The sequence below is a fragment of the Paracoccus sp. PAMC 22219 genome, assembly GCF_000787695.1.
GTDB lineage: Bacteria > Pseudomonadota > Alphaproteobacteria > Rhodobacterales > Rhodobacteraceae > Paracoccus.
In genome coordinates this window covers 1-22,892 of the sequence record NZ_BBPH01000021.1, presented here as the reverse complement: position 1 = coordinate 22,892, position 22,892 = coordinate 1, and the positions used below count along the sequence as shown (strand labels likewise).

Sequence of the window (22,892 nt, the reverse complement as noted above, 5' to 3'; positions counted from 1 at the left end):
CTCTCCCTTCAGGGTGTGGAACATGACCAGCGCGTCGACCGGCCCAAGCTGGGGATGACGAAACGCCCCCGGCAGCCGGCCCACAATGGCAAAACCGGCCTTCTGCCACAAATGGACGGCATCGGCGTTGGTCGAAACCACGAAATTGAACTGCATCGCGGTGATCCCTGCGCCGCGGCCCAGGATTTCGCGTGATCGACCAGCGCGCGCGCGACGCCACGGCCGCGCGCATCGGGATGGGTGGCAAAGGACGCGTTGGCGACATGCGATCCGCCGGCCGGGCGGTTCGCGCCGACATGGCTGGTCCCCAGGATGCGACCGTCCAGGACCGCGACGAACCCCGTGAAGGGAGGCGCGAACCAGTCGGCGATCGCCTCGGCCCGGGTGACATCGCGGGGGATGCAATAGGTCTCTCCGGCGCGGTACACGGGCTCCAGGATGGCCCAGATCGCGTCGTGGTCGTCGGGGGTGGCGGGGCGGATCACCACCCCGCCAGACCCGCTCATTTCAGGTCGTCCACGGTGCGGATGATCTGGCCCAGAAGGCCGTAATCCAGCGCCTCCTTGGTGTTCAGCCAGAAGTCGCGCTGCGTGTCCTTCTCGATCCGCTCGACCTTCTGGCCGGTCGCCTCGGCGAAGATCTGGTTCAGGCGGTCACGCATCAGGCGCACCTGCTCCGCCTGGATCATCATGTCCGACGACGTGCCGCCGATCCCGCCCGAGGCTGGTGGATCAGGAAGCGCGTGTTGGGCAGGCAATAGCGGTTTTCCTTCTTCGCCGCGACGAAGATCAGCGCGCCGGCGCTGGCGACCCAGCCCGACCCGATGGTGCGCACGGTGGGGCGGATGAACTTGATCACGTCGTGGATCATGTCGCCCGATTCCACGTGCCCGCCGGGGGACGAGATCAGCATGTTGATCGGCTTGTCGCTTTCCTCGGCCAGGGCCAGCAGGTGGGCCACGGTGCGCTGCGCCAGCTTGTCGTTGATGGCGCCCGCCACGATCACCGTGCGCGACTTGAAGTACAGCTTGCCGATCTTGTCGCCTTCGGGCAGGCCCAGCCCGCCCTCTTCCTTGTGGCGGCGGTCGTCTTCTTGCGGTTCGTCGTCGTCATCGTCCAGCCACTGGTGACGCATCGGCCTGCTCCTTGTTCTCTCTCATGGCGACGGCGGGGCCCGGAGGTCCCGCCGTTCTTTTACCTAAGCAGCCATGAAGGATCAGTAAAGGACGACCGAGCGAATGGATTCGCCATGATGCATCAGATCGAAGCCCTTGTTGATGTCGTCCAGCGGCATCGTGTGGGTGATCATCGGGTCGATCTCGATCTTGCCGTCCATGTACCAGTCGACGATCTTGGGCACGTCGGTCCGTCCGCGCGCACCGCCGAATGCCGTGCCCTTCCAGACCCGGCCGGTGACCAGCTGAAACGGGCGGGTGCTGATTTCCGCGCCCGCCGCCGCCACGCCGATGATGACCGAAACGCCCCAACCCCGGTGGGTGCATTCCAGCGCGTCGCGCATGACCTTGGTGCTGCCGGTGGCATCAAAGCTGTAATCGGCGCCGCCGATCTGGTCGAAGGGGGTCTTGGTCATCTCGACGATGTGCTGGACGATGCCGCCGTCGATTTCCTTGGGGTTGACGAAATGCGTCATCCCGAAGCGTTCGGCCATCTCCTTGCGGTCATTGTTCAGATCGACGCCGATGATCATGTCCGCGCCCGCCAGCCGCAGGCCCTGCACGACGTTCAGCCCGATTCCGCCCAGACCGAAGACGACGGCCTTGGCGCCGATCTCGACCTTGGCGGTGTTGATCACCGCGCCGATGCCGGTCGTGACGCCGCAGCCGATGTAGCAGATCTTGTCGAAGGGCGCGTCGTCGCGGACCTTGGCGACCGCGATTTCCGGCAGGACCGTGTGGTTCGCGAAGGTCGAGCAGCCCATGTAGTGATAGATCGGCGTGCCATCCAGCATGCTGAATCGGGTCGTGCCGTCGGGCATCAGCCCTTTCCCCTGGGTCGCGCGGATCTTGGTGCACAGGTTCGTCTTGCCGGACAGGCAGGACGCGCATTCGCGGCATTCGGGCGTGTACAGCGGGATCACGTGATCGCCGACCTTGAGCGAGGTGACGCCGGGGCCGACCTCGACCACGACGCCCGCGCCCTCATGGCCCAGGATGGCCGGGAAGATGCCTTCCGGGTCGTCGCCCGAGCGGGTGAATTCGTCGGTGTGGCAGATTCCGGTGGCCTTGATCTCGATCATGACCTCGCCGGCCTTGGGGCCTTCCAGGTTGACCTCCATCACTTCCAGCGGTTTGCCGGCCTCTAGGGCCACGGCGGCACGGGTTCTCATGGCAATTCTCCTGTTCCCTCACGGGCTTGTCGGTCGGGCGTTTCAGTCAGGTCGAAGGGGCCGACGAAGCGGCCCCTTGGCTGTTCTTCCCGTCTAATGCGCATCCCCGTCAAGCGGGCAGCGCACCGGAACGCTTGGCGACGCTGGTGGCGATCGCGTCCATCAGCGGGGGCGACAGCGCGTCATAGGGCTCCAGCCCCAGTTCGCGCAGACGCGAGCGGATGCCGTCCATACGGCCCGGCTCCACCCCCGATTCGATGACGGAGCTCACGAAGGCCGCGAATTCCGGCGCCGCCCAGCCCTGTTCCCCGGACAGTTCGGTATGCACGAAATCCAGTCCGTAGAACGGATGATCCTTGTTCTCGATCCGGCCATACATGTGCACGCCACAATCGCGGCAACGGTGGCGCTGGATGGCGGCACCGGCATCGACGATCTCCAGCTTGTCGGCGCCTTCCAGCACCTCGACGGAATCGCGCGACACGACGGCGATCTGGCTGAACACCGCATCGTCCGGTTTCCAGCACTTGGTACAGCCGCAGACGTGGTTATGGGCGGTCTGTGCGCTGACCCGGACCTTGACCGGGTTTGTTGCGCAATGGCACGTCAGGACTCCGCCCGAGAAACCCGGACTGCCTTTCGCGATGCCGTGATCGACGGCAGGGTGGATATGCACCCCCTGAGTGCTGGTCATCATCCCCTCCTCTGGCTGACCGGATGTGACCAAGCGTCACGCCATCGGGAACTTTCAGCAAGTCAGCGGAAGGTAGCAGCCCGGCGCACCGGCCGGGCTGCGAATCACTCAGCTGGCGGGGGTCGAGGACACGCCGACCTTGGCCGGGCGCAGCAGCCGGTCATGCAGCATGAAGCCGTTGTCCATCACCTGGATGATGTGACCCGCGACGGTGCCGGGGACCGGGGCCTCGAACATCGCCTCGTGGTGGGTGGGGTCGAACTTGTCGCCGGCCTCGGGGCGGATGATCGTCACGCCGTGCTTGATGAACACGTTGGACAGCTCGCGCAGGGTCAGCTCGACACCCTCGATCAGGGCTGCGGCGGCGGTGCGCTGTTCGTCGCCCGCGGCGTCCAGCGCGCGGGTCAGCGCATCATGCACGGGCAGCAGGTCGCGTGCCAGGCGCGATCCGCCGTAATTCTCGGCGTCGCGGCGGTCCTTGTCGGCCCGCTTGCGCGAGTTCTCGGCATCGGCCAAGGCGCGCATCCACTTGTCGCGCAGTTCGTCGCGCTCGGCGGTCAGCCGGGCCAGGGCGTCATCGGGATCGGCCAAGGGGTCGTCCATGAATTCGTCCATGGGCTGTTCATTCTGCTCGGTCATTTCACTTCATCCTTTCCGGCCGGACAGCACCCGCCCGACCAGCTGCGCGGTATAATCGACGATCGGCACGATCCGGCCGTAATTCAGCCGGGTCGGACCGATGACACCCACCGCGCCCACAATTTTCCGGTCGGCATTCATATAGGGTGAAACCACCAGAGCGGAACCCGAAAGTGAAAAAAGCTTGTTCTCGGAGCCGATGAAAATGCGCACACCCTCTCCGCGTTCGGTCAGTTCCAGGAACTCGACGATGTCGCGCTTGCGTTCCAGATCGTCGAACAGCACGCGGATGCGGTCCAGATCGGCGGCCTCGCGGTCCAGCAGGTTGGCGCGGCCCCGCACGATCAGGCGCGGATCGGCGGCCTCGGCCCCCCACAGCGCGATGCCCGATTCCACCAGCTCGGCCGCCAGAACGTCCAGTTCGCGCCTGCGGACGTTGATCTGCTGGGACAGATGGCCGCGCAGTTCGGCCAGTGTCTTGCCCTCGGCCATGGCATTCAGGAAATTCCCGGCCTCGCGCATCGAGGACGGGGTCTGGCCGGGTGGCGGGGTGAAGATGCGGTTCTCCACATGCCCGTCGGCAAAGACCAGCACCACCAGCGCCCGGTCCGGCCCCAGGCTGACGAATTCGATATGACGGATCGGCGCCTCGTGCTTGGGCATCAGGACCAGCGACGCGCCGCGCGTGATCGACGACAGCGCGGTGCTGACACGGTCCAGCAGCACCCCGGTTTCGGGGTCGTCATTGCCAAGCGTCTGGTCGATGGCGGCGCGGTCGGTCGAATTGACGGCGTCGATCTCCATCATGCCGTCCACGAACAGGCGCAGGCCCATCTGCGACGGCAGACGCCCGGCCGATGCGTGCGGGCTGTCCAGCAGGCCCATGAATTCCAGGTCCTGCATCACGTTGCGGATGGTCGCGGCGCTGACCTTTTCCGACAGCGCGCGCGTCAACGTGCGAGAGCCGACCGGCTCTCCGGTTTCCAGATAGGATTCGACGACCCGGCGGAACACTTCGCGGGAGCGGTCGTTCATCTCGTGCAGCAGTGATTCCTGGCTCATGCGCCCTGTCTTGTGACCCCCGGTGGGGTTGCGTGATGGTGCCCCCGGGCGGTATGGGCATCCTAACTTCACGAAAAGGAACAGTCATGCGCCCGTCCGGCCGGAATCTAGCCCAAATGCGTCCGATTTCAATTGAAACCGGGGTGATGCGCCACGCCGAGGGGTCGTGCCTGATCAAGTGCGGCGACACGCATGTCCTGTGCACCGCCACCATCGAGGACAATCCGCCGCGGTTCCTGAAGGGCACCGGCCTAGGCTGGGTCACGGCCGAGTACGGCATGCTGCCACGCGCGACGAACACGCGCAACCGCCGCGAGGCCGCACAGGGCAAGCAATCCGGCCGCACGCAGGAAATCCAGCGGCTTATCGGGCGCAGCCTGCGCGCCGGCATCGACCGCAGCGCGCTTGGCGAACGCCAGATCAGCATCGACTGCGACGTGATCCAGGCCGATGGCGGCACCCGCTGCGCGTCGATCACCGGGGGCTGGGTCGCGCTGCGGCTGGCCGTGAACAAGCTGCTGAAGGCCGGCGCGATCTCCAGCGACCCGATCCTGGACCACGTGGCCGCGGTCAGCTGCGGCATCTATGCAGGCCAGCCGCTGCTGGATCTGGACTATGCCGAGGACAGCGAGGCGGGGACCGACGGCAATTTTGTGCTGACCGGCGCGGGTCGCCTGATCGAGGTGCAGATGTCGGCCGAGGGCGCGACCTTCTCGCGTGACGAGATGGGCCGCCTGCTGGACCTGGCCGAGGCCGGGATGGCCGATCTGGTCGCAGCCCAGAAGGCCGCCGTCGCATGAGGCAGTTCACCGACAAGCGCCTGCTGGTCGCCACCCACAACGCGGGCAAGCTGGACGAGATGCGCGCGCTGCTGTCCCCCTATGGCGTCGAGGTGGTCGGTGCGGCCCAGATGGGCCTGTCCGAACCTGCGGAGACCGAGGACAGCTTTGTCGGCAATGCCCGCATCAAGGCCCGCGCCGCCATGCAGGCGACCGGCCTGCCCGTCCTGTCGGACGACAGCGGCATCTGCGTCGATGCATTGGGCGGTGCGCCCGGGGTGCAGACCGCGGATTGGGCCGAAACGCCCCAAGGGCGCGATTTCGCCATGGCCATGGAGCGCACGTGGCGCGAGCTGGAGGCCGTGGACGCCCCTGCCCCGCGCCGTGCGCAGTTCCGCTGCACGCTGGTGCTGATGTGGCCCGACGGCCACGAAGAGGTGTTCGAAGGCGTCCTGCCCGGCCAGGTCGTCTGGCCGCCGCGCGGTGCCGAGGGTCACGGCTATGACCCGATCTTCCAGCCCGACGGACACCCGGTCACCATGGGTGAGATGCCCGCCAAGACCAAGAACAGCCTCAGCCACCGCGCCCGCGCCGTGGCGCGCATGATCGAGGCCTGCTTTGCATAGGCTGACCACCGGATCGCCCTTCGAGGCGCGGCTGGCCTACAGCCGTGCCGTGGTCAAGGGCGACTGGTGTTTCGTGTCGGGTGTGACCGGCTATGACTATGCCGACATGACCATGCCGAACGACGCCTGCCAGCAGGCGCGCAACTGTTTCACGACGATCTTCTCCGTGCTGGATCAGGCGGCCTTTGCGCCCGCCGACATCGTGCGGGTGCAGTACACGATCACCGATGCCGCACTGGTCGACGTGATAGCCCCTGCCCTGTCAGACGCGCTTGGCAACATCCGGCCCGCCGCGACGATGGTTGTGGCGGGCCTGATCCGCCCGGAAATGCGCGTCGAGATCGAAGTCACGGCGTTTCGCGGATGACGGTTCCGGATGAGGACTGGCGCGCCGGGGGGTTCGGCCTGTACGTCCACTGGCCATTTTGCGCGGCCAAATGCCCCTATTGCGATTTCAACAGCCATGTCGTGGCCCATGTTGATCAGCGCCGATGGGCCGATGCCCTGTCGTCGGAGATCGCCCGCTTGGCCGCCGAGACGCCGGACCGGCATCTGGGCAGCATCTTCTTTGGCGGCGGCACGCCGTCGCTGATGCTGCCAGAGACGGTCGATGCGGTGATCCGCGCGGCACAGGCCGGGTGGGGCTTTGCCAACGATATCGAGATCTCGTTGGAGGCCAATCCGACCAGCGTCGAAAAGGGGCGCTTCCGCGGCTTTGCCGATGCCGGCGTGAACCGCCTGTCGATGGGCATCCAGGCGCTGAACGACACCGACCTGCACCGGCTTGGCCGCATGCACTCCGTGGCCGAGGCCCGAACGGCGTTTGATGTCGCCCGCAGCGTGTTCGACAGGGTCAGCTTTGACCTGATCTATGCCCGTCAGGGCCAGGATCGCGCCGCATGGCGGGCAGAGCTGCACGAGGCGCTGTCCATGGCGGTGGATCACCTGTCGCTGTACCAGCTGACGATCGAGCCGGGCACGGCCTTTGGCGCGCGGGCTGCGGCCGGAAAGCTGCGCGACTTGCCCGATGACGACCTGTCCGCAGACATGTATTTCGACACGCAGGACCTGTGCGACGCGGCCGGCATGGGCTGCTATGAGATTTCGAACCACGCCCGCCCCGGCGCAGAGAGTCGCCACAACTTGGTCTATTGGCGCCAAGGGGACTGGGCAGCCGTCGGTCCGGGCGCGCATGGTCGTCTGACCCTGCCTGGCGGTCGCGTTGCGACCGAAGCGCATCACATGCCCGGTGCTTGGTTGCAGGCGGTGGAGTCGGCTGGAACAGGGGAGATGCCGCGGGACATGGTTCCCGCCGCGGAACAGGCGACCGAGTATCTGCTGATGTCCCTGCGCCTGACCGAGGGTCTTGACGAGGCCCGCTATGCGGGCATTTCTGGCCAGCATTTGGACGAGGACACCCTGAAATCGTTGATCGACCTAGAAATGATCGAACGCAGCGAAGGCCGGATCCGAGCCACCGGGCAAGGGCGACCCGTGCTGAACGCGATCTTGCGCGAATTGGCGGCCTGACAGATGCGGCGCAGGATCTGGCTGATGATCGGCTGGCTGTTCGCCCTGTTCGGGATCGTCGGCGTCGCCTTGCCCGTGGTGCCGACCGTTCCCTTCCTGCTGGTTGCGGCTTGGGCCTTCGCACGGTCCTCTCCGGCGCTGGAACGGCGCATCTTGGATCACCCGACCTATGGCCCCCCCGTGCGTGCCTGGCAGGAGCGTGGGGTTGTCGGGCCGCTGGCGAAGGTCTGGGCCATCACTGCGATGACATCCGGCGTGGGGATATCGTGGTGGGTCGGGATGCCGCTATGGGTGGTCGGCACACAGGCGGGCGTGTGTGGTTTGGTCGCTGTGTTTCTGGTCACGCGTCCTAGCCGATAACCAAGATATAGTGGTTCTGACCCTAGTTGGCACTAGATGTGCCTATCGGTTCCCGCCCAGAAGCTGACAAAGCTCGTCCAACTGGTCCAGATCACGATAGGTGATCGTCAGTTGACCCCCGTCCGTTCCAGCATGCGAAATCTGTACCCGCATCTTGAGATGCGCCCCCAAATCAGCTTCCAGAGCCTTGGTGTCGGCATCCTTGGCAAGGGTCCGCGAACCCTTTCGCGGCTTTTCACCATCGGTCTGCGAGAGCTTGCGGACCATCTCTTCGGTATCGCGCACCGAAAGGCCCTTTTCACTGACCCGGCGCGCAAGCTGTGCCGCATTGGGCGCCGTGATCAACGCCCGGGCATGACCGGCGCTGAGCTTGCCGTCCTTGACCATGTCCTGCACTGAATCGGGGAGTGACAGGAGCCTGAGCAGGTTGGCAATATGGCTGCGGCTTTTGTTCAACGCTTCGGCCAGCTTTTCCTGCGTGTGGCCGAACCGATCCATCAGTTGGCGAAACGATGCCGCCTCCTCGATGGCATTGAGGTCGGCGCGCTGGATGTTTTCGATGATGGCGACTTCCAGAACCTCGGTGTCCGACATTTCACGGATGATGGCCGGCATTTCGTGCAACTGCGCCATCTGACCGGCGCGCCAGCGCCGCTCACCAGCGACGATCTGAAACAATTCTTTGTCCTGGGGGTGCGGACGAACGATCAGCGGCTGAAGAACACCCCGTTGACGCAGTGACGCGGCAAGTTCCTGCAGGGCATCGGGATCAAAGCTGCGGCGCGGCTGATCGGGGTTTGCTGTAATTTGCTCGATCGGGATCATCATCCGATCCCGTGTCGGGGCTGCAGGCGGATTGTCCCCGAGATCCATGTCCGCCATCAATGCCGAAAGACCTCGTCCGAGGCCCCGTTTTGCAATCTTGTTGTCCGACATCACGCAATCTCCGGGATCAGTTTCAGGCGTGCCGTGAATTCGGCCGCGAATTGACGGTAGGCGATACTGCCCTTGGAGGTAGGATCGTAAACAAGTACGGGCTGCGCATGGGACGGTGCCTCAGATACCCGAACATTCCGGGGAATTACCGTGGGATATACAAGATCACCTAGGGTTTCGCGTGCATCCGCCTCAACCTGCTGGGACAGGTTATTGCGGTAATCTGACATCGTCAGCAGAATGCCGTTGATCCGGAGCCTTGGGTTGGCCCCTTGTCTGACCTGTTTGACCGTTCCGAGCAGTTGCGACAACCCCTCCAACGCGTAGAACTCCGCTTGCAACGGAACGAGCACACTGGACGCCGCAACCATGGCATTGACCGTCAGCAGACCAAGCGCCGGAGGGCAATCGATCAGCACAATCGTTCCCGCAGGCGCAGCAGCCAACTGCTTCTCCAGCAGCTTGGTGCGATCTGCAACTTGGGCCAGCTGCACATCGGCAGATGCCAGATCCGACGTTGATGGAACAACCCTGAGATTAGGCAAGGATGTCGCCACAGCCGCCGACATGAGATCAGTCTCGCCAGTCAAAAGATCGTAGACTGTGTAGTCGCGTTTATCCGCCGTGATTCCCAGCCCTGTAGAGGCGTTTCCCTGGGGATCCAGATCAATGAGGATAGTCGGATAACCAGCTTCGGCCAAAGCCGCGCCCAGATTTACAGCAGTCGTGGTTTTACCAACGCCACCCTTCTGGTTTGCGATTGCCACAATGTGTTGGTCAGGCATGCGAGACTCCGCTGATTTTCAGAATGGCCGCTTCTGGGTCGGTTTTACTTTGAAAGCTGCGGAGATCAAATTGCCAATGTTTTCGAGCGTCCGCACATTCACTCTCCCACGCACGTCCTTTCATCAGCAGGGCTGTGCCATCTGAGAGCATATGCCTGTCCACCATGGACAAAAGAACGGAAAGTGGCGCTAATGCGCGCGCGGAAATATAGTTGGCTTCTAGCGGCTGTAGCTGCTCAATACGCTCGGAAATCACGGACGTATTATGCAATGACAATTCGCGTATTACAGTCCGCAAGAACGCAGACTTTCTTAGGTCACTTTCGACCAGAGTTACCTTCAATTCGTCTCCGGCCATGATTGCGACGACAACTCCTGGAAGTCCACCCCCACTACCAAGGTCAGCCCAGTGGCCCGATAAATCGTCAAGATGGTCGAGGATCTGAACGCTATCAGCAACGTGCCGAGATGCAAAGTGAGGTATCGTTGTCGGGGATACAAGATTTATCTTTGTATTCCATTTCTCGACCAACGATTGGTAACTTGAAAGTTTCTCAAGTGTTTCACGTGAAACATCCATCATGCAACGTCGACCTTTTTCGACCGGGATGCCGCTATCAAAAGCGTCAAGGCCGCAGGGGTCACACCTTCGATCTTAGCCGCCTCCGCCACATTGCGCGGACGAACAGCCGACAACTTGGCCTTTAGTTCGGTGGAAAGACCGCCGAGCGTTCTGTAATTCAAGTGCGGGTCAAGTACCACTTGCTCACTATCTTTCAATGCGGCAGCATCACGAGCTTGGCGTTCAGTATATTGGCTATACAGCGCGTCGGTTTCCAGCTGAGAAAGTGTTACAGAAGAGATATCTTTCAGCTCAGTAACAATCTCAGCAAGTTTGTTGGTATCAATATCGGCTTGACCGAGAAGACTGAAGACAGACTTTCTTTGTCCGTCCTGCGTAACATTGAACCCAGCACGCAAAAGCTGCGAAGGCGAAAGAAGAATTTTCTCAGTCGTGCTGCGTGCCTTCGCATAAGCAGTTTGGCGCAACTCAAATGCCTCTATTCGCTCATTCGAAGCGCACCCCAATGCCACTGCAATTGGGGTAAGTCGCTGGTCCGCGTTATCTGCTCTGAGCGAGAGTCGGAATTCCGCGCGGGACGTAAACATCCGATATGGTTCTGTAACACCACGAGAGACAAGGTCATCGATCATCACGCCGATGTAACTTTCTGCTCGGCTAAAGGTAACCGATGGTCTTTCAAGCGCTGCACAGGCGGCGTTCAATCCAGCAACCAATCCCTGAGCAGCCGCTTCTTCGTATCCCGTCGTGCCATTAATCTGGCCAGCAAGGAACAGTCCGGAAACTGACTTCACTGCCAAAGTTGCATCGAGTGCGGTAGGATCAATGTAGTCGTACTCTACGGCATAGCCAGGCTGAGTGATTTCAGCATTCTCCAAACCGCGAATGGACCGTACATAGTCCAATTGCACTGCTTCCGGGAGCGACGTCGAGATTCCGTTGGGATATATGATATCACTATCGACACCCTCCGGTTCGAGGAAGATTTGATGCGAACTTTTGTCCGCAAATCGAATAACCTTGTCCTCGATAGAGGGGCAATACCGCGGACCACGGCCGCTAATATGCCCTCCATACATTGCAGATTTCATGATGTTGTCACGAATAATCTTGTGCGTCGTTTCGTTCGTATGGGTGATCCTGCACTCTATCTGCTGCGCCAGTCGGCCTGCCGGAAGATAGGAAAACGTTACCGGAACCTCGTCACCTGGCTGCGCCTCTAGGGATTCCCATGCGATTGAGGACTTTTTCAATCTGGGTGGCGTGCCCGTTTTCAGGCGACCGCGCGGAAGATCGAATTTGGAAAGACTATCCCCCAGACGATTCGCAGCTTTATCGCCCCACCGACCGGCTGGCCGGCTAACATCACCTACATGTATTGTCCCGTTCAGAAAGGTTCCACTGGTCAGGATCACGCACTGAGCAGGAACCTTCGTGCCGTCACCCAAACGCAGCCCATTGACTCTTCGTGTGTCACCAAGAAGGTCAGTAACCTCCCCAAAAACAATATCAATGCCCTTGTACTTGGATACCAGTGACCACGCCGCTGCGCGATAGAGACCACGATCCATCTGTGCCCGAGGTCCGTGCACGGCAGGTCCCTTACGACGGTTCAGCAGCCTGAACTGAATACCGGCTTGGTCAGCCAGGCGGCCCATGACACCGTCCATTGCGTCGATCTCACGGACCAGATGGCCCTTACCAAGCCCACCAATGGCCGGATTGCAGGAGAGTGTTCCGATATCCTCCTGACGCATGGTGACCAAGGCGACGCTCGCGCCAAGGCGGGCTGCGGCCGTTGCCGCCTCCAGACCGGCATGTCCAGCGCCGATCACCGCTACGTCATAATGTTTCACGTGAAACAGCCTCACTTACCGATGCAAAAGGATGAGAAGATCAGATCAAGATAGTCATCCGCGCCGATTCTGCCAAGAAGCCGGTCCAAAGATCCGTTTGCCATCCTTAGCTTTTCGGCGACAAGCTCTCCGGGCAGACCTTCAATGCCATCCAATGCCGCCACTGCATCGATGAGTTCCGCCCGTTGCCGTTCGTGGCTAATCAGCCCGGCAGATGATACCCGGTGTGACAGAGCGCCCGCGACCGCGTCCAACAATTCGCCGATACCCTGCCCGGTCACTGCAGAGATGGCCAGACTAGATCCGACGCGACCAAGATCAGCATGACCTGAAACAACGATGTCGCCATCCTGCCACAGGTCTTTGACAGCCGTCGCATCGTCCGACAAATGAATTCGAAGATCAGCACATCTGGCCCGCTCAAACGCGCGGCCAATGCCGATCTCCTCAATTTCGTCAGCTGCCTCTCGAAGACCCGCCGTATCCAGAAAGCTAACTGCCAAGCCATTCAGATCATATTGCAATTCGATCACATCGCGTGTCGTTCCAGCGCGATCAGATACGATAGCGACGTCGCGTTTCGCCAATCTGTTCAGGAGGCTCGATTTTCCGGCGTTCGGAGGTCCGATGATCGCCACCTCGAACCCTAGGCGAATGCGTTCCGCAGACGAAAACCCATCCAACTCCGCTTGCAGTGCCAACCGCAGCTCCGCAACGGCATCGAACACGCGGTCAGGAATGTCATGCGGAACATCCTCATCGGCGAAATCGACGCTGACCTCGACCAATGCTCCTGCTTCGATCAGCAGCCACGCCAGGCCTCCGCTTTCCGAGCTAACTCACCGCTGGTTGTACGCAGCGCCAGCTTGCGCTGCGCTTCCGTTTCGGCAGCCAGAAGATCGCCAAGACCCTCGATCTCCGCAAGATCCATACGGCCGTTCAGAAACGCCCGGCGCGTGAATTCGCCTGCTTCCGCCGGCCGCGCCCCCATGCTCAACAATGCAGAACCAACGCGACGCACAATGACGGGTGCACCATGCAGGTGCAGTTCGGCCACTTCTTCTCCGGTAAAGCTTTGTCCCTTGGGAAACCACATCGCCAGAACCTGGTCGATGGGTTCTTCGTTATCAGCCAAGGTCCGGAAGTACGCGTGGCGGGCCGTTGGCATTTCCCCGACAAGGCGCTCAGCGGCATGCCGCGCACCTTCGCCGCTCAGACGAATGACGGCAACTCCCCCCCGCCGGCGGGGTGGCTTCCGCAAAGATCAGGTCCATGGCTGCCTCGTCAGGCGTTCATCGAGTCGAAGAACTCGGCGTTGCTCTTGGTCTGTTTCATTTTCGAGATCAGGAATTCCACCGCATCGGTGGTGCCCATCGGGTTCAGGATCCTACGCAGCAGATAGGTCTTCTGCAGGTCCTTGCTGTCGACCAGAAGTTCCTCTTTCCGGGTGCCGGACTTCAGGATGTCCATCGCCGGGAAGACGCGCTTGTCGGCAACCTTGCGGTCCAGCACGATCTCGCTGTTACCGGTGCCCTTGAACTCCTCGAAGATCACCTCGTCCATGCGCGACCCGGTATCGATCAGCGCTGTCGCGATGATGGTGAGGCTGCCGCCCTCTTCGATATTGCGCGCTGCGCCGAAGAAGCGCTTGGGGCGCTGCAACGCATTCGCATCGACGCCGCCGGTCAGCACCTTGCCCGAGCTTGGGACAACAGTGTTGAACGCCCTACCAAGTCTTGTGATCGAATCCAGAAGAATCACAACATCTCGTTTGTGCTCGACCAGACGCTTGGCCTTTTCGATGACCATCTCGGACACGGCCACGTGACGGCTGGCCGGTTCGTCAAAGGTTGACGACACAACCTCGCCGCGCACGCTGCGCTGCATGTCAGTGACTTCCTCGGGACGCTCGTCGATCAGCAGGACGATCAGATAGCATTCCGGGTGATTCTTCTCGATCGAATGCGCGATGTTCTGCAACAGGACCGTCTTGCCGGTCCGCGGCGGTGCCACGATCAGCGACCGCTGGCCCTTGCCGATCGGCGCGACCAGGTCGATGATCCGCGCGCTGCGGTCCTTGGTCGTCGGATCCTCAAGCTCCATGTTCAGGCGCTCGTCAGGGTACAGCGGCGTCAGGTTGTCGAATGCAACCTTGTGACGAGCCTTCTCCGGATCCTCGAAGTTGATCGTCTCGACCTTGGTCAGCGCAAAGTAGCGCTCGTTGTCGCCCGGTGCGCGGATGACGCCATCGACCGTGTCGCCGGTGCGCAGCGAATGCTGCCGGATCATGTCAGGGCTGACGTAGATGTCGTCCGGTCCGGGCAGATAGTTCGCCTCGGTCGACCGCAGGAAGCCGAAGCCGTCCTGGACGACCTCCAGCACGCCGCCGCCACCGATTTCCCAGCCCTCTTCCGCATGCTCCTTCAGGATCGAGAACATCATCTCGCCCTTGCGCATGGTCGAGGCGTTCTCGATCTCCCATTCCTCGGCCATCGACAGCAGGTCGGCGGGGCTTTTTGCCTTGAGGTCGGACAGATTCAGGCGTTCTTCGGTCATTCTGATGCAAACTTTCGGCCGCGCGACGTATCGGACGGAGCAGACAGGTGTTCAAGGGAATCCCGCACCGGACGGCCGGGGTTGGGGGCGCAGATAAGGCCCCGTCGGTCGTGAGTCAATCTTTTCGATCAGAACTTGACGATCACCGCGGTCACGATCCCGACCATCAGCAGGGTCGGAACCTCGTTCATCATCCGGTATGACCGCCCTGTCCGCGCGGTTCCGACCGACAGACGCCGCCGCTCGCCCGCGCACCACATGTGGAACACGCTCATCGCGATCACGCAGGCCGCCTTGACCCAAGGCCAGGTCATGTCCCAGCTGACGATGCCCGGTGTCATCACCAGGGCCAGCCCGCTGATCCAGGTGGCGATCATCGCCGGGTTCATGATCACGCGCAGCAGCTTCTCTTCCATGATGACGAAGCTGGCCACAGGCTCTGTCGATCCGGCCCGCCGTTCGGCGTGATAGACGAACAGCCTGGGCAGATAGAACAGCCCCGCCATCCACGAGATGACAGCCATGACGTGGAACGCCTTCACGTAGGGATAAATCAGCGCCAGTCCGTCGAACATCGCGAAACCTCTCTTCGGTCTTCTCTTAAATAAGAAAGATAAAGAAAGGAATGTTGTTGAAGTAGGGCCTGTGGATAGCAGGAAATGGACTCTGTTCACCGTGATTTCCTCAGAATCGGTCGTTGTGGACAAGCATGTGCGAAAGCGGCAAGGCGACCTGAAAATCGTTTGTAAACAAAGCGATCATATGTGGATAACTTTGCGGATAATGATTTGACCGCTGATTCCTCCACAGGACGCCCGATCGAGCCGCCCGATTCGTCCCCCTGTGGAAAAGCCTCTGCCGTTTTTGCTTTGTTCCAGGGCGAAATCAGTGCACGACGGGGATTGACGCCAGTTGCCACCAAGCCCGGCGCCGATTCCCCCGAAGACTTGTCCACAGCGGGTCCGCGCCGTCGCTACCACAGAAAGATCGCGGCATGCCGACAGGGGCTTTCGCCACGCCCTGACTGTGCCTAGTCTGCCCCGAAAGACGCCATGTGATGATCAAGCCGATGCAAGACGACCTGCCTGCCAGCCAGATCACCCACGCGCCCCTGGCGGGCGTGATCGGCATGCCCATCGCCCATTCCCGCTCTCCGCGCCTGCACGGGCACTGGCTGGCGCGCTATGGCCTGCCCGGCCATTACGTGCCGATCCCGGTGATGCCCGAACACTTGGCCGAGGTTCTGCGCATCCTGCCGCGCGCCGGCTTTGTCGGTGCCAACGTCACAATTCCGCACAAGGAGGCCGTGCTGACCCTGGCGGACACTGTCACCGACCGCGCCGCCCTGATCGGGGCCGCCAACACGCTGATCTTTCGGGCCGACGGCAAGATCCATGCCGACAACACCGACGGCTATGGCTTCATCGCGAACCTGCGGCAGAACGAACCCGACTGGCAGCCCGATCTGGGTCCTGCGGCGGTGATCGGCGCGGGCGGCGCGGCACGCGCTGTGGTCGCGTCCTTGCTGGACAGCGGCGTCAAGGAACTGCGCATCGCCAACAGGACGCGGTTGCGGGCGGAACAGATCAAGGCCGAATTCGGCGCGCGGCTGGTCGTCTATGACTGGGCGCAGGTCGGCAACATGCTGGAAGGCGCCACGACCGTGGTCAACGCCACCTCGCTTGGCATGCAGGGCAAGCAGCCGCTGCGTGTGCCGCTGGACGCGCTGTCACCCGACGCATTGGTCACCGATCTGGTCTATACCCCCCTGATGACCCCCTTCCTGACCGAGGCGCAGGCCCGCGGATGCCGGGTCGTGGACGGCTTGGGGATGCTGCTGCATCAGGCGGCGCCTGGCTTTGAACGCTGGTTCGGCCAACGCCCCGATGTCGACGACGAAGCGCGGCGGGTCGCGCTGGAATGACCTTCCGCCTTGGCCTGACCGGCAGCATCGGCATGGGCAAATCGACCACCGCGCAGATGTTTCGTGACCTTGGGCATCCGGTCTGGGACGCCGATCAGGCCGTCCATCGCCTGTACGCCCCCGGCGGGTTGGCCGTGGCGCCGGTCGCCGCGGCCTTTCCGACTGCGCTCTGTGACGGTGGCATCGACCGTGGCGCGCTAAAGACCGCGCTGGCCGCCGATCCCGGCGCGCTGGCCCGGCTGGAGGGGATCGTCCACCCCCTGGTGGCCCAGGACCGGCAGGATTTCCTGGCGCGACATGTCGGCGCACCCCTGGTCGTCCTGGACATCCCGCTGCTGTTCGAAAGCGCGTCGCCCCCGGACCTGGACGGGGTGGCGGTGGTGTCCACCGACCCCGAAACCCAGGCCGCCCGCGTGCTTGCGCGTCCGGGGATGACGGGCGATACGCTGGCCATGATCCTGACGCGCCAGATGCCCGATGCGGACAAGCGTACGCGTGCAGACTGGATCATTCCGACCGACAGCCTGGACGGCACCCGTGCCGCCGTCGCCCGCATCGTGAACGAGGTTGCCCCCCATGCGTGAGATCGTCCTGGACACCGAAACCACCGGATTCGACGCCGAAGGCGCCGATCGCATCGTCGAGATCGGCGCGCTGGAACTGATCAACCACCTGCCCACCGGGCGCACGTTCCACGTCTATATCAACCCCGAACGGTCGATGCCGAAAGAGGCGTTCGACGTCCACGGCCTGGGCGACGACTTTCTGCGCGACAAGCCGAAATTCGCGGCAATCGTCAAGGATTTCATCGATTTCATCGCCGATGACGCCAAGCTGGTGATCCACAACGCCAGCTTCGACATGAAATTCCTGAACGCCGAACTGAAACGCGCCGGGCACAAGCCGCTGCCTTGGGCGCGGGCGCTGGACACGCTGATGCTGGCGCGCGAGAAATTCCCGGGATCGCCCGCGACGCTGGACGCATTGTGCCGCCGCTTTGGCGTGGACAATTCGGGCCGCGAACTGCACGGCGCGCTGCTGGACAGCGAATTGCTGGCCGAGGTCTATCTGGAACTGATCGGCGGCCGCCAGCCCGATCTGGTGCTGGACAAGCCCGGTGCACAGGACGACGCCGACCGCAGCCCCGATGGCCAGATGCGTCCGCGCGCCGCACGTCCCCGCCCCCTGCCGTCCCGCCTGACCCCGGAAGAGGCGCAGGCCCATGCACAGTTCGTCGCCAAGCTGGGTGACGACGCGGTCTGGGCGCGCTTCGCCGCGACCTGACGGCAGTCTTGCGCGGGCGCATTTCGCGGACCATGCTGACAAAAAGGGATGCGGGGCGGGATGCTGGACTGGCTGCGGGATCTGGGATCGTTCTGGGGCGCCATCTTCGAACGGATGGACAAGACCCACATGACGCTGATCGCGGCGGGAGTCGCGTTCTATGCGATGTTCGCGGTGTTTCCGGGCCTTGCCGCCATCATCGCGTTGTGGAGCCTGTGGTTCGATCCGCTGGTGGTCCTGACCTATCTGGATGTGGCGCATGAATTCCTGCCCGACGGTGCGTCCGACATCGTTGACGACCAGGTGACGACCCTGACCCAGAACGGCCAGACATCGGTCGGCTGGACGTCGTTCATCTCGTTCATGATCGCGACAATCGCGGCGCGGGCCGGGGTGGACGCGCTGATCCGGGGGCTGAACGCGGCCTATGGCGTGCGGGCGCATTCGACGATCTTCGGTTTCGTGCTGGCCTATGCCCTGACACTGGTGATCGTGGGGATCTCTCTGGCGGGGCTGGCGACCATCGTGGTGGTGCCGGTGCTGCTGAATTTCATGGTATTCGCGCCGGTGCGGGCATCGCTGCTGACGGTGCTGCCTTGGGCGGGGATGTTCCTGCTGGTGATCGTCACCATCGGCGTGCTGTATCGCTATGGTCCCAACGTCAAGACGCCGCGGACGCCGATCTTCACCTGGGGCGCGCTGTTCGCGGCCGTGCTGTGGTCGGCGGGGTCGATCGCGTTTTCGGCCTATCTGGGCAGCTTCAACAGCTACAACCGCATCTATGGCTCGATCGGGACCGTGGTGGCGCTGCTGATGTGGTTCTATCTGGCGGGGTTTTCGGTACTGCTGGGCGCGCTGATCAACGTGGAACTGGCGCGACGCCGCCGGATGCGTGCGGCACGCGAGGCGCGGCGCGGCTTTGACGAGCTGCTGGCCGAGAAGGCCAAGTGAAAAGGGGCGCCCGGTCGGGGCGCCCCAGTCCTTATCTTCAGGCGCTGAGCCCTGCGGTCGAGGCAAAGAACATCGCCTGGCTGACCGCCGAACGCACCTGCTCCTCGCTGTAGGGCTTGGAGATCAGGAAGGCCGGCTCAGGACGGTCGCCCGTCAGCAAGCGCTCCGGGAAGGCGGTGATGAAGATCACCGGAATGTCGCCCATGCTGCCCAACAGCTCGTTGACCGCGTCCACGCCCGACGATCCGTCGGCCAGCTGGATATCGGCCAGGATCAGATCCGGGCGATGCTTGCCCGCCAGCTCGATCGCGGCGGTGTGGGTGCGGGCGACGCCGGTGACGTCATGGCCCATCGCCTGCACGATGCCCTTCAGGTCCATCGCGATGATCATCTCGTCCTCGATGACCATGACCTTGCCGCGCAGGGCCTGGCCCATCTCGTTCAGGGCGATCTGGACCAGCTCTTCGGCCTCGGCGGCGTCGATCTGCATCACGCGGGCGATCTGGTCGGCGCGCAGCTCCTCGATCGTGCGCAGCAGCAGCGCCTCGCGCGAGTTGGGGGTCAGGCCGCGCAGATGGCCTTGGGCGCGACGCTCGCGTTCGGACATGTCGGCATCATCCACCGGCTGGCCCGAGCTTTGCCAGATCACGTGGAACGTCTTGAACAGCGCGATGCGCAGGTCGTCTTCGCCGTCCAGAACGCTGCGATCGGTCAGGATCGCCTCCAGCGTGGCGGCTGCATAATTGTCGCCGGCGCGCTGGCTGCCGGTCAGGGCGCGCGCATAGCGACGCAGAAACGGAAGCTCGCGCCCGATGGATTGGGCCAGATCGGCAACAGTCATTACACAGTCCTCTTAAATCGCGTATTGCAGGGAACCAACTGAACCCCCTATCGGTTGCATGCTGTGCGCACAAGTTTGTCGGGACTGACACCAATATGACACCAAAGCGAGACGACCGCAGGAGAGCGGCTGTGGAAAAGCAGATCGATGAAAACCTGAAACGCGTCTATGAACAGGACGCAACGGACCAGATCCCGGATCGGTTTCTTGAACTGCTGAAGAAGCTGAAGGAACAGGAATGATCCGTTTCCCGGCCCGGCGTTCCTCGATCCCCAAGCTTACCGGTGTTTCATTTCCATGACCAATCCTTCCTCGGTTCACCCGCGCGACCAGCTGGTCGATCACCTGCCCGCCCTGCGGGCCTTCGCGCTGTCGCTGACCCGCGAGGGGGCGTCCGCCGACGATCTGGTCCAGGACACGATCGTCAAGGCGTGGACGAACATGGACAAGTTTCAGGCAGGCACCAACTGCGCGCCTGGCTGTTCACGATCCTGCGCAACACCTTCTATTCGTCGCGTCGCAAGACGAAACGCGAAGTCAGCGACAGCGACGGCATTCATGCCGCCCGTCAGGCGACGCGGCCCGACCATGACGGCCGCCTGGCCCTGCGCGATTTCCGCGTGGCCTTCGACAAGCTGCCCGACGAACAGCGCGAGGCGCTGATCCTGGTCGGCGCATCGGGTTTCTCCTATGAGGAAGCGGCCGAGATGACCAAGGTCGCGGTCGGCACCGTCAAGTCTCGCGCCAATCGCGGGCGCCGCAAGCTGGCCGAACTGCTGCACCTGGAACAGGGCGAGGAGTTGAGCATGACCGACCAGGCGACCCTGGCCGTCATGGCGCAAAACAACTACAGTTCTCGCTGAGGCAGGGGGTGTGCTGAGGCGGATCACCCAACGGATGGAATTCACGCGGCGTCTCGGGTTTCGGCTCGGGGCGCTGTTGTCCATCGCGATCCTGCCGATCGGCCTGATCTCTCTTGTCCAGAACCTGCACCTGTCCCGCGAGGCCGAACGCAGCGCGGAAATCGCCCTGCTGGGCCGCACGGCCTCCGCCGCCGCCGGGGAACGGGCGCTGCTGCAAAGCGCCCTTGGCGCGGCCGACGCCTTGGGGCCCGCCATTCTGGAAAGCACCGGCCAGCCCGGCATGTGTTCGGACCTGCTGCGCAATTTCGTCCAGCGCAGCGGCACCTATCGCCATGCGGCCTTCGTGCCGGTGGATGGTCGCGTCGGCTGCAGCTCGGCCGGTCCGGACGACCTGCAGCTGGACCTGTCGGACAGCGACATGCTGCGTGACTTCATGCAGAACCCGATGACCGCCGTGACCGCCATGGCCCAGGGGCCGGTCAGCAACGAACCCGTCGTGGTCGTGCTGCAGCCCCTGTATCGGGACCGCGAATTCCTGGGCCTGACCGCCCTGTCGCTGACGCAGGAGCTGCTGCGGTCGACCCATGCGATGGATTTCGGGACCGAAGGCGCGCGCATCCTGACCTTCAACAATTCGGGCCGGGTGCTGATCGCCGATACCACCCAGGGCGACGATCCGGCCGACCTGCTGCCCCGCGACGTGCCCCTGGTCAGCCTGCCCGGACAGGGAGAGGCAACCTTCCGCACCCGCGCCAACAACGGAGAGATGCGCGTCTTTACCGTCGTGCCCGTGGTCCCCGGCCTGGTCTATGCCCTTGGCAGCTGGAGCCCCAGCATCGCCGGCGTGGGCCTGTTCCAGCTGTCACGGTTCGGCGCGGTCATGCTGCCGGTGGCGCTGTGGGTGGTGTCGCTGGCGGTCGCGTATTTTGCGGTGTTCCGGCTGGTCCTGCGCCACATCACCGTCCTGCGCGGGCAGATGCGGCGCTTTGCCATCGGCAACCGCGACAGCCCGCCGCCTGTCCTGACGGACGCGCCGACGGAAATCGCCGATGTCAGCCAGACGTTCCACAACATGGCCCGCATCCTGATCCGCGATGAAGAGGCGATGGAACAGGCTGTCGCCGAAAAGACCGTCCTGCTGAAAGAGGTCCATCACCGGGTCAAGAACAACCTTCAGCTGATCGCCTCGATCATCAACATGCAAAGCCGCCTGATCGATGACCGCGACGCCAAGCGCGTGCTGCGCTCGGTCCAGGACCGTGTGGCGGCGCTGGCCACGATCTATCGCAACCTGTACCAGGCCGAGCAGCTGGATCAGGTCTATGCCGACCGGCTGATCACCGACATCATCGCCCAGCTGACCACCGCATCGGCCAGCGCAGGTCGCCACTTGAAGGTGCAGACCGACATCCAGCCGCTGACGATGCTGCCTGACCAGGCCGTGCCGCTGACCCTGCTGACGACCGAAGCCTTTACCAACGCCATGAAATACGCGGGCACCCCCGCGGACGGAAGCGATCCGTGGGTGCGCGTGTCGCTGACCTCGCCCACGCCGGGACAGGGCCTGCTGGAGGTCGTGAACTCCACCGGCCCGGACGAGGCCGCGGGCGGCACCGGTCTGGGCAGCCAGCTGATCGAGGCGTTCTCGATGCAGCTGGAGGGCGACGTGTCATCCGACAGCCAGCCCGGCTGCTATCGTCTGGCGCTGGCCTTCAGGCTGGGTCAGGGCAGTTCGGCGGCGGGCAACAACCCCAGACAGGTCGTCCTGACATCGGCCGCCCGTGCCGGATCGCGGCATTAGCGCCGCGCCTGCGTGCAATTCTGCGTGCCCTGTTCGCGCCATGCTTGCACCGCGGGCCGGCGGGCTTATCTTCGGGCGCATGGAACGCGAACAAACATACGACCTGTCGACCGGAGAGGGGCTGATCGCCTGCCCGCTGTGCGACGCCCTGCACGTCCAGGAGGATCTGGACGCCGGAGAGACGGCGCGCTGCATCCGCTGCGGCACGGTGCTGGCCAAACCGCGCGACGGTGCATTCGCACAGCTGATCGCGCTGGCCTTCACCTCGATGGTGCTGCTGGTGGGGGCGGTGTTCTTTCCGTTCCTGGAAGTGTCTGCGATGGGCTTCGGCAACGCCAGCTCTCTGTTCGACGTGGCGCTGGCCTTTGCCGACGGGGTGCTGCTGCCGCTGGTGCTGGCCGTGCTCGCGATGATCATCGGCCTGCCGATCCTGCGGTCGTTCCTGCTGCTTTACACGCTGGTGCCGCTGGCGCAGG

At 63.1% G+C, this 22,892-nt stretch carries 26 protein-coding genes and 2 pseudogenes; 13 read left to right on the top strand and 15 right to left on the bottom strand.

Going from position 1 to position 22,892, the window contains the following annotated elements; genetic code table 11:
- Positions 1–8 precede the first annotated feature (8 nt).
- The 6 genes and pseudogenes from TY51_RS03520 to hrcA all read right to left on the bottom strand — a co-directional run bounded on the left by TY51_RS03520 (position 9) and on the right by hrcA (position 4,741).
- Positions 9–506, bottom strand: a complete 498-nt coding sequence (locus TY51_RS03520; protein ID WP_231558893.1) for a GNAT family N-acetyltransferase — start codon at positions 504–506, stop codon at positions 9–11.
- Positions 503–1,134: pseudogene (locus TY51_RS03515) on the bottom strand (ATP-dependent Clp protease proteolytic subunit). Before TY51_RS03515 ends, TY51_RS03520 begins: the two are co-directional and overlap by 4 nt.
- 81 nt (positions 1,135–1,215) lie before the next feature.
- On the bottom strand, positions 1,216–2,346 hold the full coding sequence (locus TY51_RS03510; protein ID WP_042245943.1) for an S-(hydroxymethyl)glutathione dehydrogenase/class III alcohol dehydrogenase: 1,131 nt from the start codon (positions 2,344–2,346) through the stop codon (positions 1,216–1,218).
- A 109-nt stretch (positions 2,347–2,455) separates the two neighbouring features.
- Positions 2,456–3,043 (bottom strand): S-(hydroxymethyl)glutathione synthase, encoded by a 588-nt coding sequence (gfa, locus tag TY51_RS03505; RefSeq protein ID WP_042245939.1) that lies wholly within the window; start codon positions 3,041–3,043, stop codon positions 2,456–2,458.
- A gap of 105 nt (positions 3,044–3,148) precedes the next feature.
- Complete coding sequence (locus TY51_RS03500) at positions 3,149–3,679, bottom strand: nucleotide exchange factor GrpE (protein WP_042245936.1); 531 nt, start codon at positions 3,677–3,679, stop codon at positions 3,149–3,151.
- Between the two features lie 6 nt (positions 3,680–3,685).
- Positions 3,686–4,741: a heat-inducible transcriptional repressor HrcA gene (gene hrcA / locus TY51_RS03495; protein WP_042245933.1), complete on the bottom strand. Its 1,056-nt coding sequence runs from the start codon at positions 4,739–4,741 to the stop codon at positions 3,686–3,688.
- A gap of 86 nt (positions 4,742–4,827) precedes the next feature.
- On the opposite strand from hrcA, the gene rph reads away from it, so the two are divergent.
- The 5 genes from rph to TY51_RS03470 are packed head-to-tail and all read left to right on the top strand — an operon-like array spanning position 4,828 to position 8,036.
- A complete protein-coding gene (gene rph / locus TY51_RS03490; protein WP_042245930.1) occupies positions 4,828–5,541 on the top strand; it encodes a ribonuclease PH in 714 nt (237 codons plus the stop codon).
- Positions 5,538–6,146 carry an RdgB/HAM1 family non-canonical purine NTP pyrophosphatase gene (rdgB, locus tag TY51_RS03485; RefSeq protein ID WP_042245926.1) on the top strand — a complete coding sequence of 203 codons (609 nt, stop codon included), beginning with the start codon at positions 5,538–5,540 and terminating at the stop codon, positions 6,144–6,146. Before rph ends, rdgB begins: the two co-directional genes overlap by 4 nt.
- Positions 6,139–6,513 (top strand): RidA family protein, encoded by a 375-nt coding sequence (locus tag TY51_RS03480; RefSeq protein ID WP_042245922.1) that lies wholly within the window; start codon positions 6,139–6,141, stop codon positions 6,511–6,513. Before rdgB ends, TY51_RS03480 begins: the two co-directional genes overlap by 8 nt.
- Positions 6,510–7,676: a radical SAM family heme chaperone HemW gene (gene hemW, locus TY51_RS03475; protein WP_042245915.1), complete on the top strand. Its 1,167-nt coding sequence runs from the start codon at positions 6,510–6,512 to the stop codon at positions 7,674–7,676. Before TY51_RS03480 ends, hemW begins: the two co-directional genes overlap by 4 nt.
- 3 nt (positions 7,677–7,679) lie before the next feature.
- Positions 7,680–8,036 (top strand): YbaN family protein, encoded by a 357-nt coding sequence (locus tag TY51_RS03470; RefSeq protein ID WP_042245913.1) that lies wholly within the window; start codon positions 7,680–7,682, stop codon positions 8,034–8,036.
- A 42-nt stretch (positions 8,037–8,078) separates the two neighbouring features.
- On the opposite strand, the gene TY51_RS03465 is transcribed toward TY51_RS03470, so the two are convergent.
- From TY51_RS03465 to TY51_RS03445, 8 genes are all read right to left on the bottom strand, one after another.
- Complete coding sequence (locus TY51_RS03465; protein WP_042245911.1) at positions 8,079–8,972, bottom strand: ParB/RepB/Spo0J family partition protein; 894 nt, start codon at positions 8,970–8,972, stop codon at positions 8,079–8,081.
- Positions 8,972–9,757, bottom strand: coding sequence for a ParA family protein (locus TY51_RS03460; RefSeq protein WP_042245908.1), 786 nt, complete (start codon positions 9,755–9,757; stop codon positions 8,972–8,974). The genes TY51_RS03465 and TY51_RS03460 overlap by 1 nt, the downstream gene beginning before the upstream one ends.
- The gene (gene rsmG, locus TY51_RS20775; RefSeq protein ID WP_081994689.1) at positions 9,750–10,340 is read right to left on the bottom strand and encodes a 16S rRNA (guanine(527)-N(7))-methyltransferase RsmG; all 591 of its coding nucleotides are present in this window, start codon (positions 10,338–10,340) and stop codon (positions 9,750–9,752) included. Before rsmG ends, TY51_RS03460 begins: the two co-directional genes overlap by 8 nt.
- Positions 10,337–12,196 (bottom strand): tRNA uridine-5-carboxymethylaminomethyl(34) synthesis enzyme MnmG, encoded by a 1,860-nt coding sequence (gene mnmG / locus TY51_RS20770; protein WP_081994688.1) that lies wholly within the window; start codon positions 12,194–12,196, stop codon positions 10,337–10,339. The genes rsmG and mnmG overlap by 4 nt, the downstream gene beginning before the upstream one ends.
- A gap of 11 nt (positions 12,197–12,207) precedes the next feature.
- Positions 12,208–12,984 carry a GTPase gene (locus tag TY51_RS24230; RefSeq protein ID WP_307534388.1) on the bottom strand — a complete coding sequence of 259 codons (777 nt, stop codon included), beginning with the start codon at positions 12,982–12,984 and terminating at the stop codon, positions 12,208–12,210.
- A 14-nt stretch (positions 12,985–12,998) separates the two neighbouring features.
- Complete coding sequence (locus tag TY51_RS24225) at positions 12,999–13,457, bottom strand: hypothetical protein (protein WP_307534386.1); 459 nt, start codon at positions 13,455–13,457, stop codon at positions 12,999–13,001.
- A gap of 23 nt (positions 13,458–13,480) precedes the next feature.
- Positions 13,481–14,752: a transcription termination factor Rho gene (rho, locus tag TY51_RS03450; protein WP_042245905.1), complete on the bottom strand. Its 1,272-nt coding sequence runs from the start codon at positions 14,750–14,752 to the stop codon at positions 13,481–13,483.
- A gap of 128 nt (positions 14,753–14,880) precedes the next feature.
- On the bottom strand, positions 14,881–15,327 hold the full coding sequence (locus TY51_RS03445) for a CopD family protein (protein WP_042245903.1): 447 nt from the start codon (positions 15,325–15,327) through the stop codon (positions 14,881–14,883).
- A 494-nt stretch (positions 15,328–15,821) separates the two neighbouring features.
- Here TY51_RS03445 and TY51_RS03440 point away from each other — a divergent pair, with 494 nt between their 5' ends.
- The 4 genes from TY51_RS03440 to TY51_RS03425 are packed head-to-tail and all read left to right on the top strand — an operon-like array spanning position 15,822 to position 18,911.
- Positions 15,822–16,676, top strand: a complete 855-nt coding sequence (locus TY51_RS03440; protein ID WP_042246037.1) for a shikimate dehydrogenase — start codon at positions 15,822–15,824, stop codon at positions 16,674–16,676.
- A complete protein-coding gene (gene coaE / locus TY51_RS03435) occupies positions 16,673–17,260 on the top strand; it encodes a dephospho-CoA kinase (RefSeq protein WP_042245901.1) in 588 nt (195 codons plus the stop codon). The genes TY51_RS03440 and coaE overlap by 4 nt, the downstream gene beginning before the upstream one ends.
- A complete protein-coding gene (gene dnaQ / locus TY51_RS03430) occupies positions 17,253–17,960 on the top strand; it encodes a DNA polymerase III subunit epsilon (protein WP_042245898.1) in 708 nt (235 codons plus the stop codon). The genes coaE and dnaQ overlap by 8 nt, the downstream gene beginning before the upstream one ends.
- Before the next feature lie 60 nt (positions 17,961–18,020).
- The gene (locus tag TY51_RS03425) at positions 18,021–18,911 is read left to right on the top strand and encodes a YihY/virulence factor BrkB family protein (RefSeq protein WP_231558892.1); all 891 of its coding nucleotides are present in this window, start codon (positions 18,021–18,023) and stop codon (positions 18,909–18,911) included.
- A gap of 37 nt (positions 18,912–18,948) precedes the next feature.
- Here the strand turns inward: TY51_RS03425 and TY51_RS03420 are convergent, their stop codons facing one another.
- A complete protein-coding gene (locus TY51_RS03420) occupies positions 18,949–19,752 on the bottom strand; it encodes a response regulator (RefSeq protein WP_042245896.1) in 804 nt (267 codons plus the stop codon).
- Between the two features lie 131 nt (positions 19,753–19,883).
- Here TY51_RS03420 and TY51_RS03415 point away from each other — a divergent pair, with 131 nt between their 5' ends.
- The 4 genes and pseudogenes from TY51_RS03415 to TY51_RS03400 form a co-directional block, all read left to right on the top strand.
- Positions 19,884–19,994, top strand: a complete 111-nt coding sequence (locus TY51_RS03415; protein WP_231558891.1) for a NepR family anti-sigma factor — start codon at positions 19,884–19,886, stop codon at positions 19,992–19,994.
- Positions 19,995–20,049: 55 nt separating this feature from the next.
- Positions 20,050–20,615, top strand: a pseudogene (locus tag TY51_RS03410) (RNA polymerase sigma factor).
- 34 nt (positions 20,616–20,649) lie between these two features.
- On the top strand, positions 20,650–22,416 hold the full coding sequence (locus tag TY51_RS03405) for a sensor histidine kinase (RefSeq protein ID WP_231558890.1): 1,767 nt from the start codon (positions 20,650–20,652) through the stop codon (positions 22,414–22,416).
- A gap of 40 nt (positions 22,417–22,456) precedes the next feature.
- The coding region (locus TY51_RS03400) for a paraquat-inducible protein A (RefSeq protein WP_231558889.1) at positions 22,457–22,892 on the top strand (436 nt) is incomplete at its 3' end.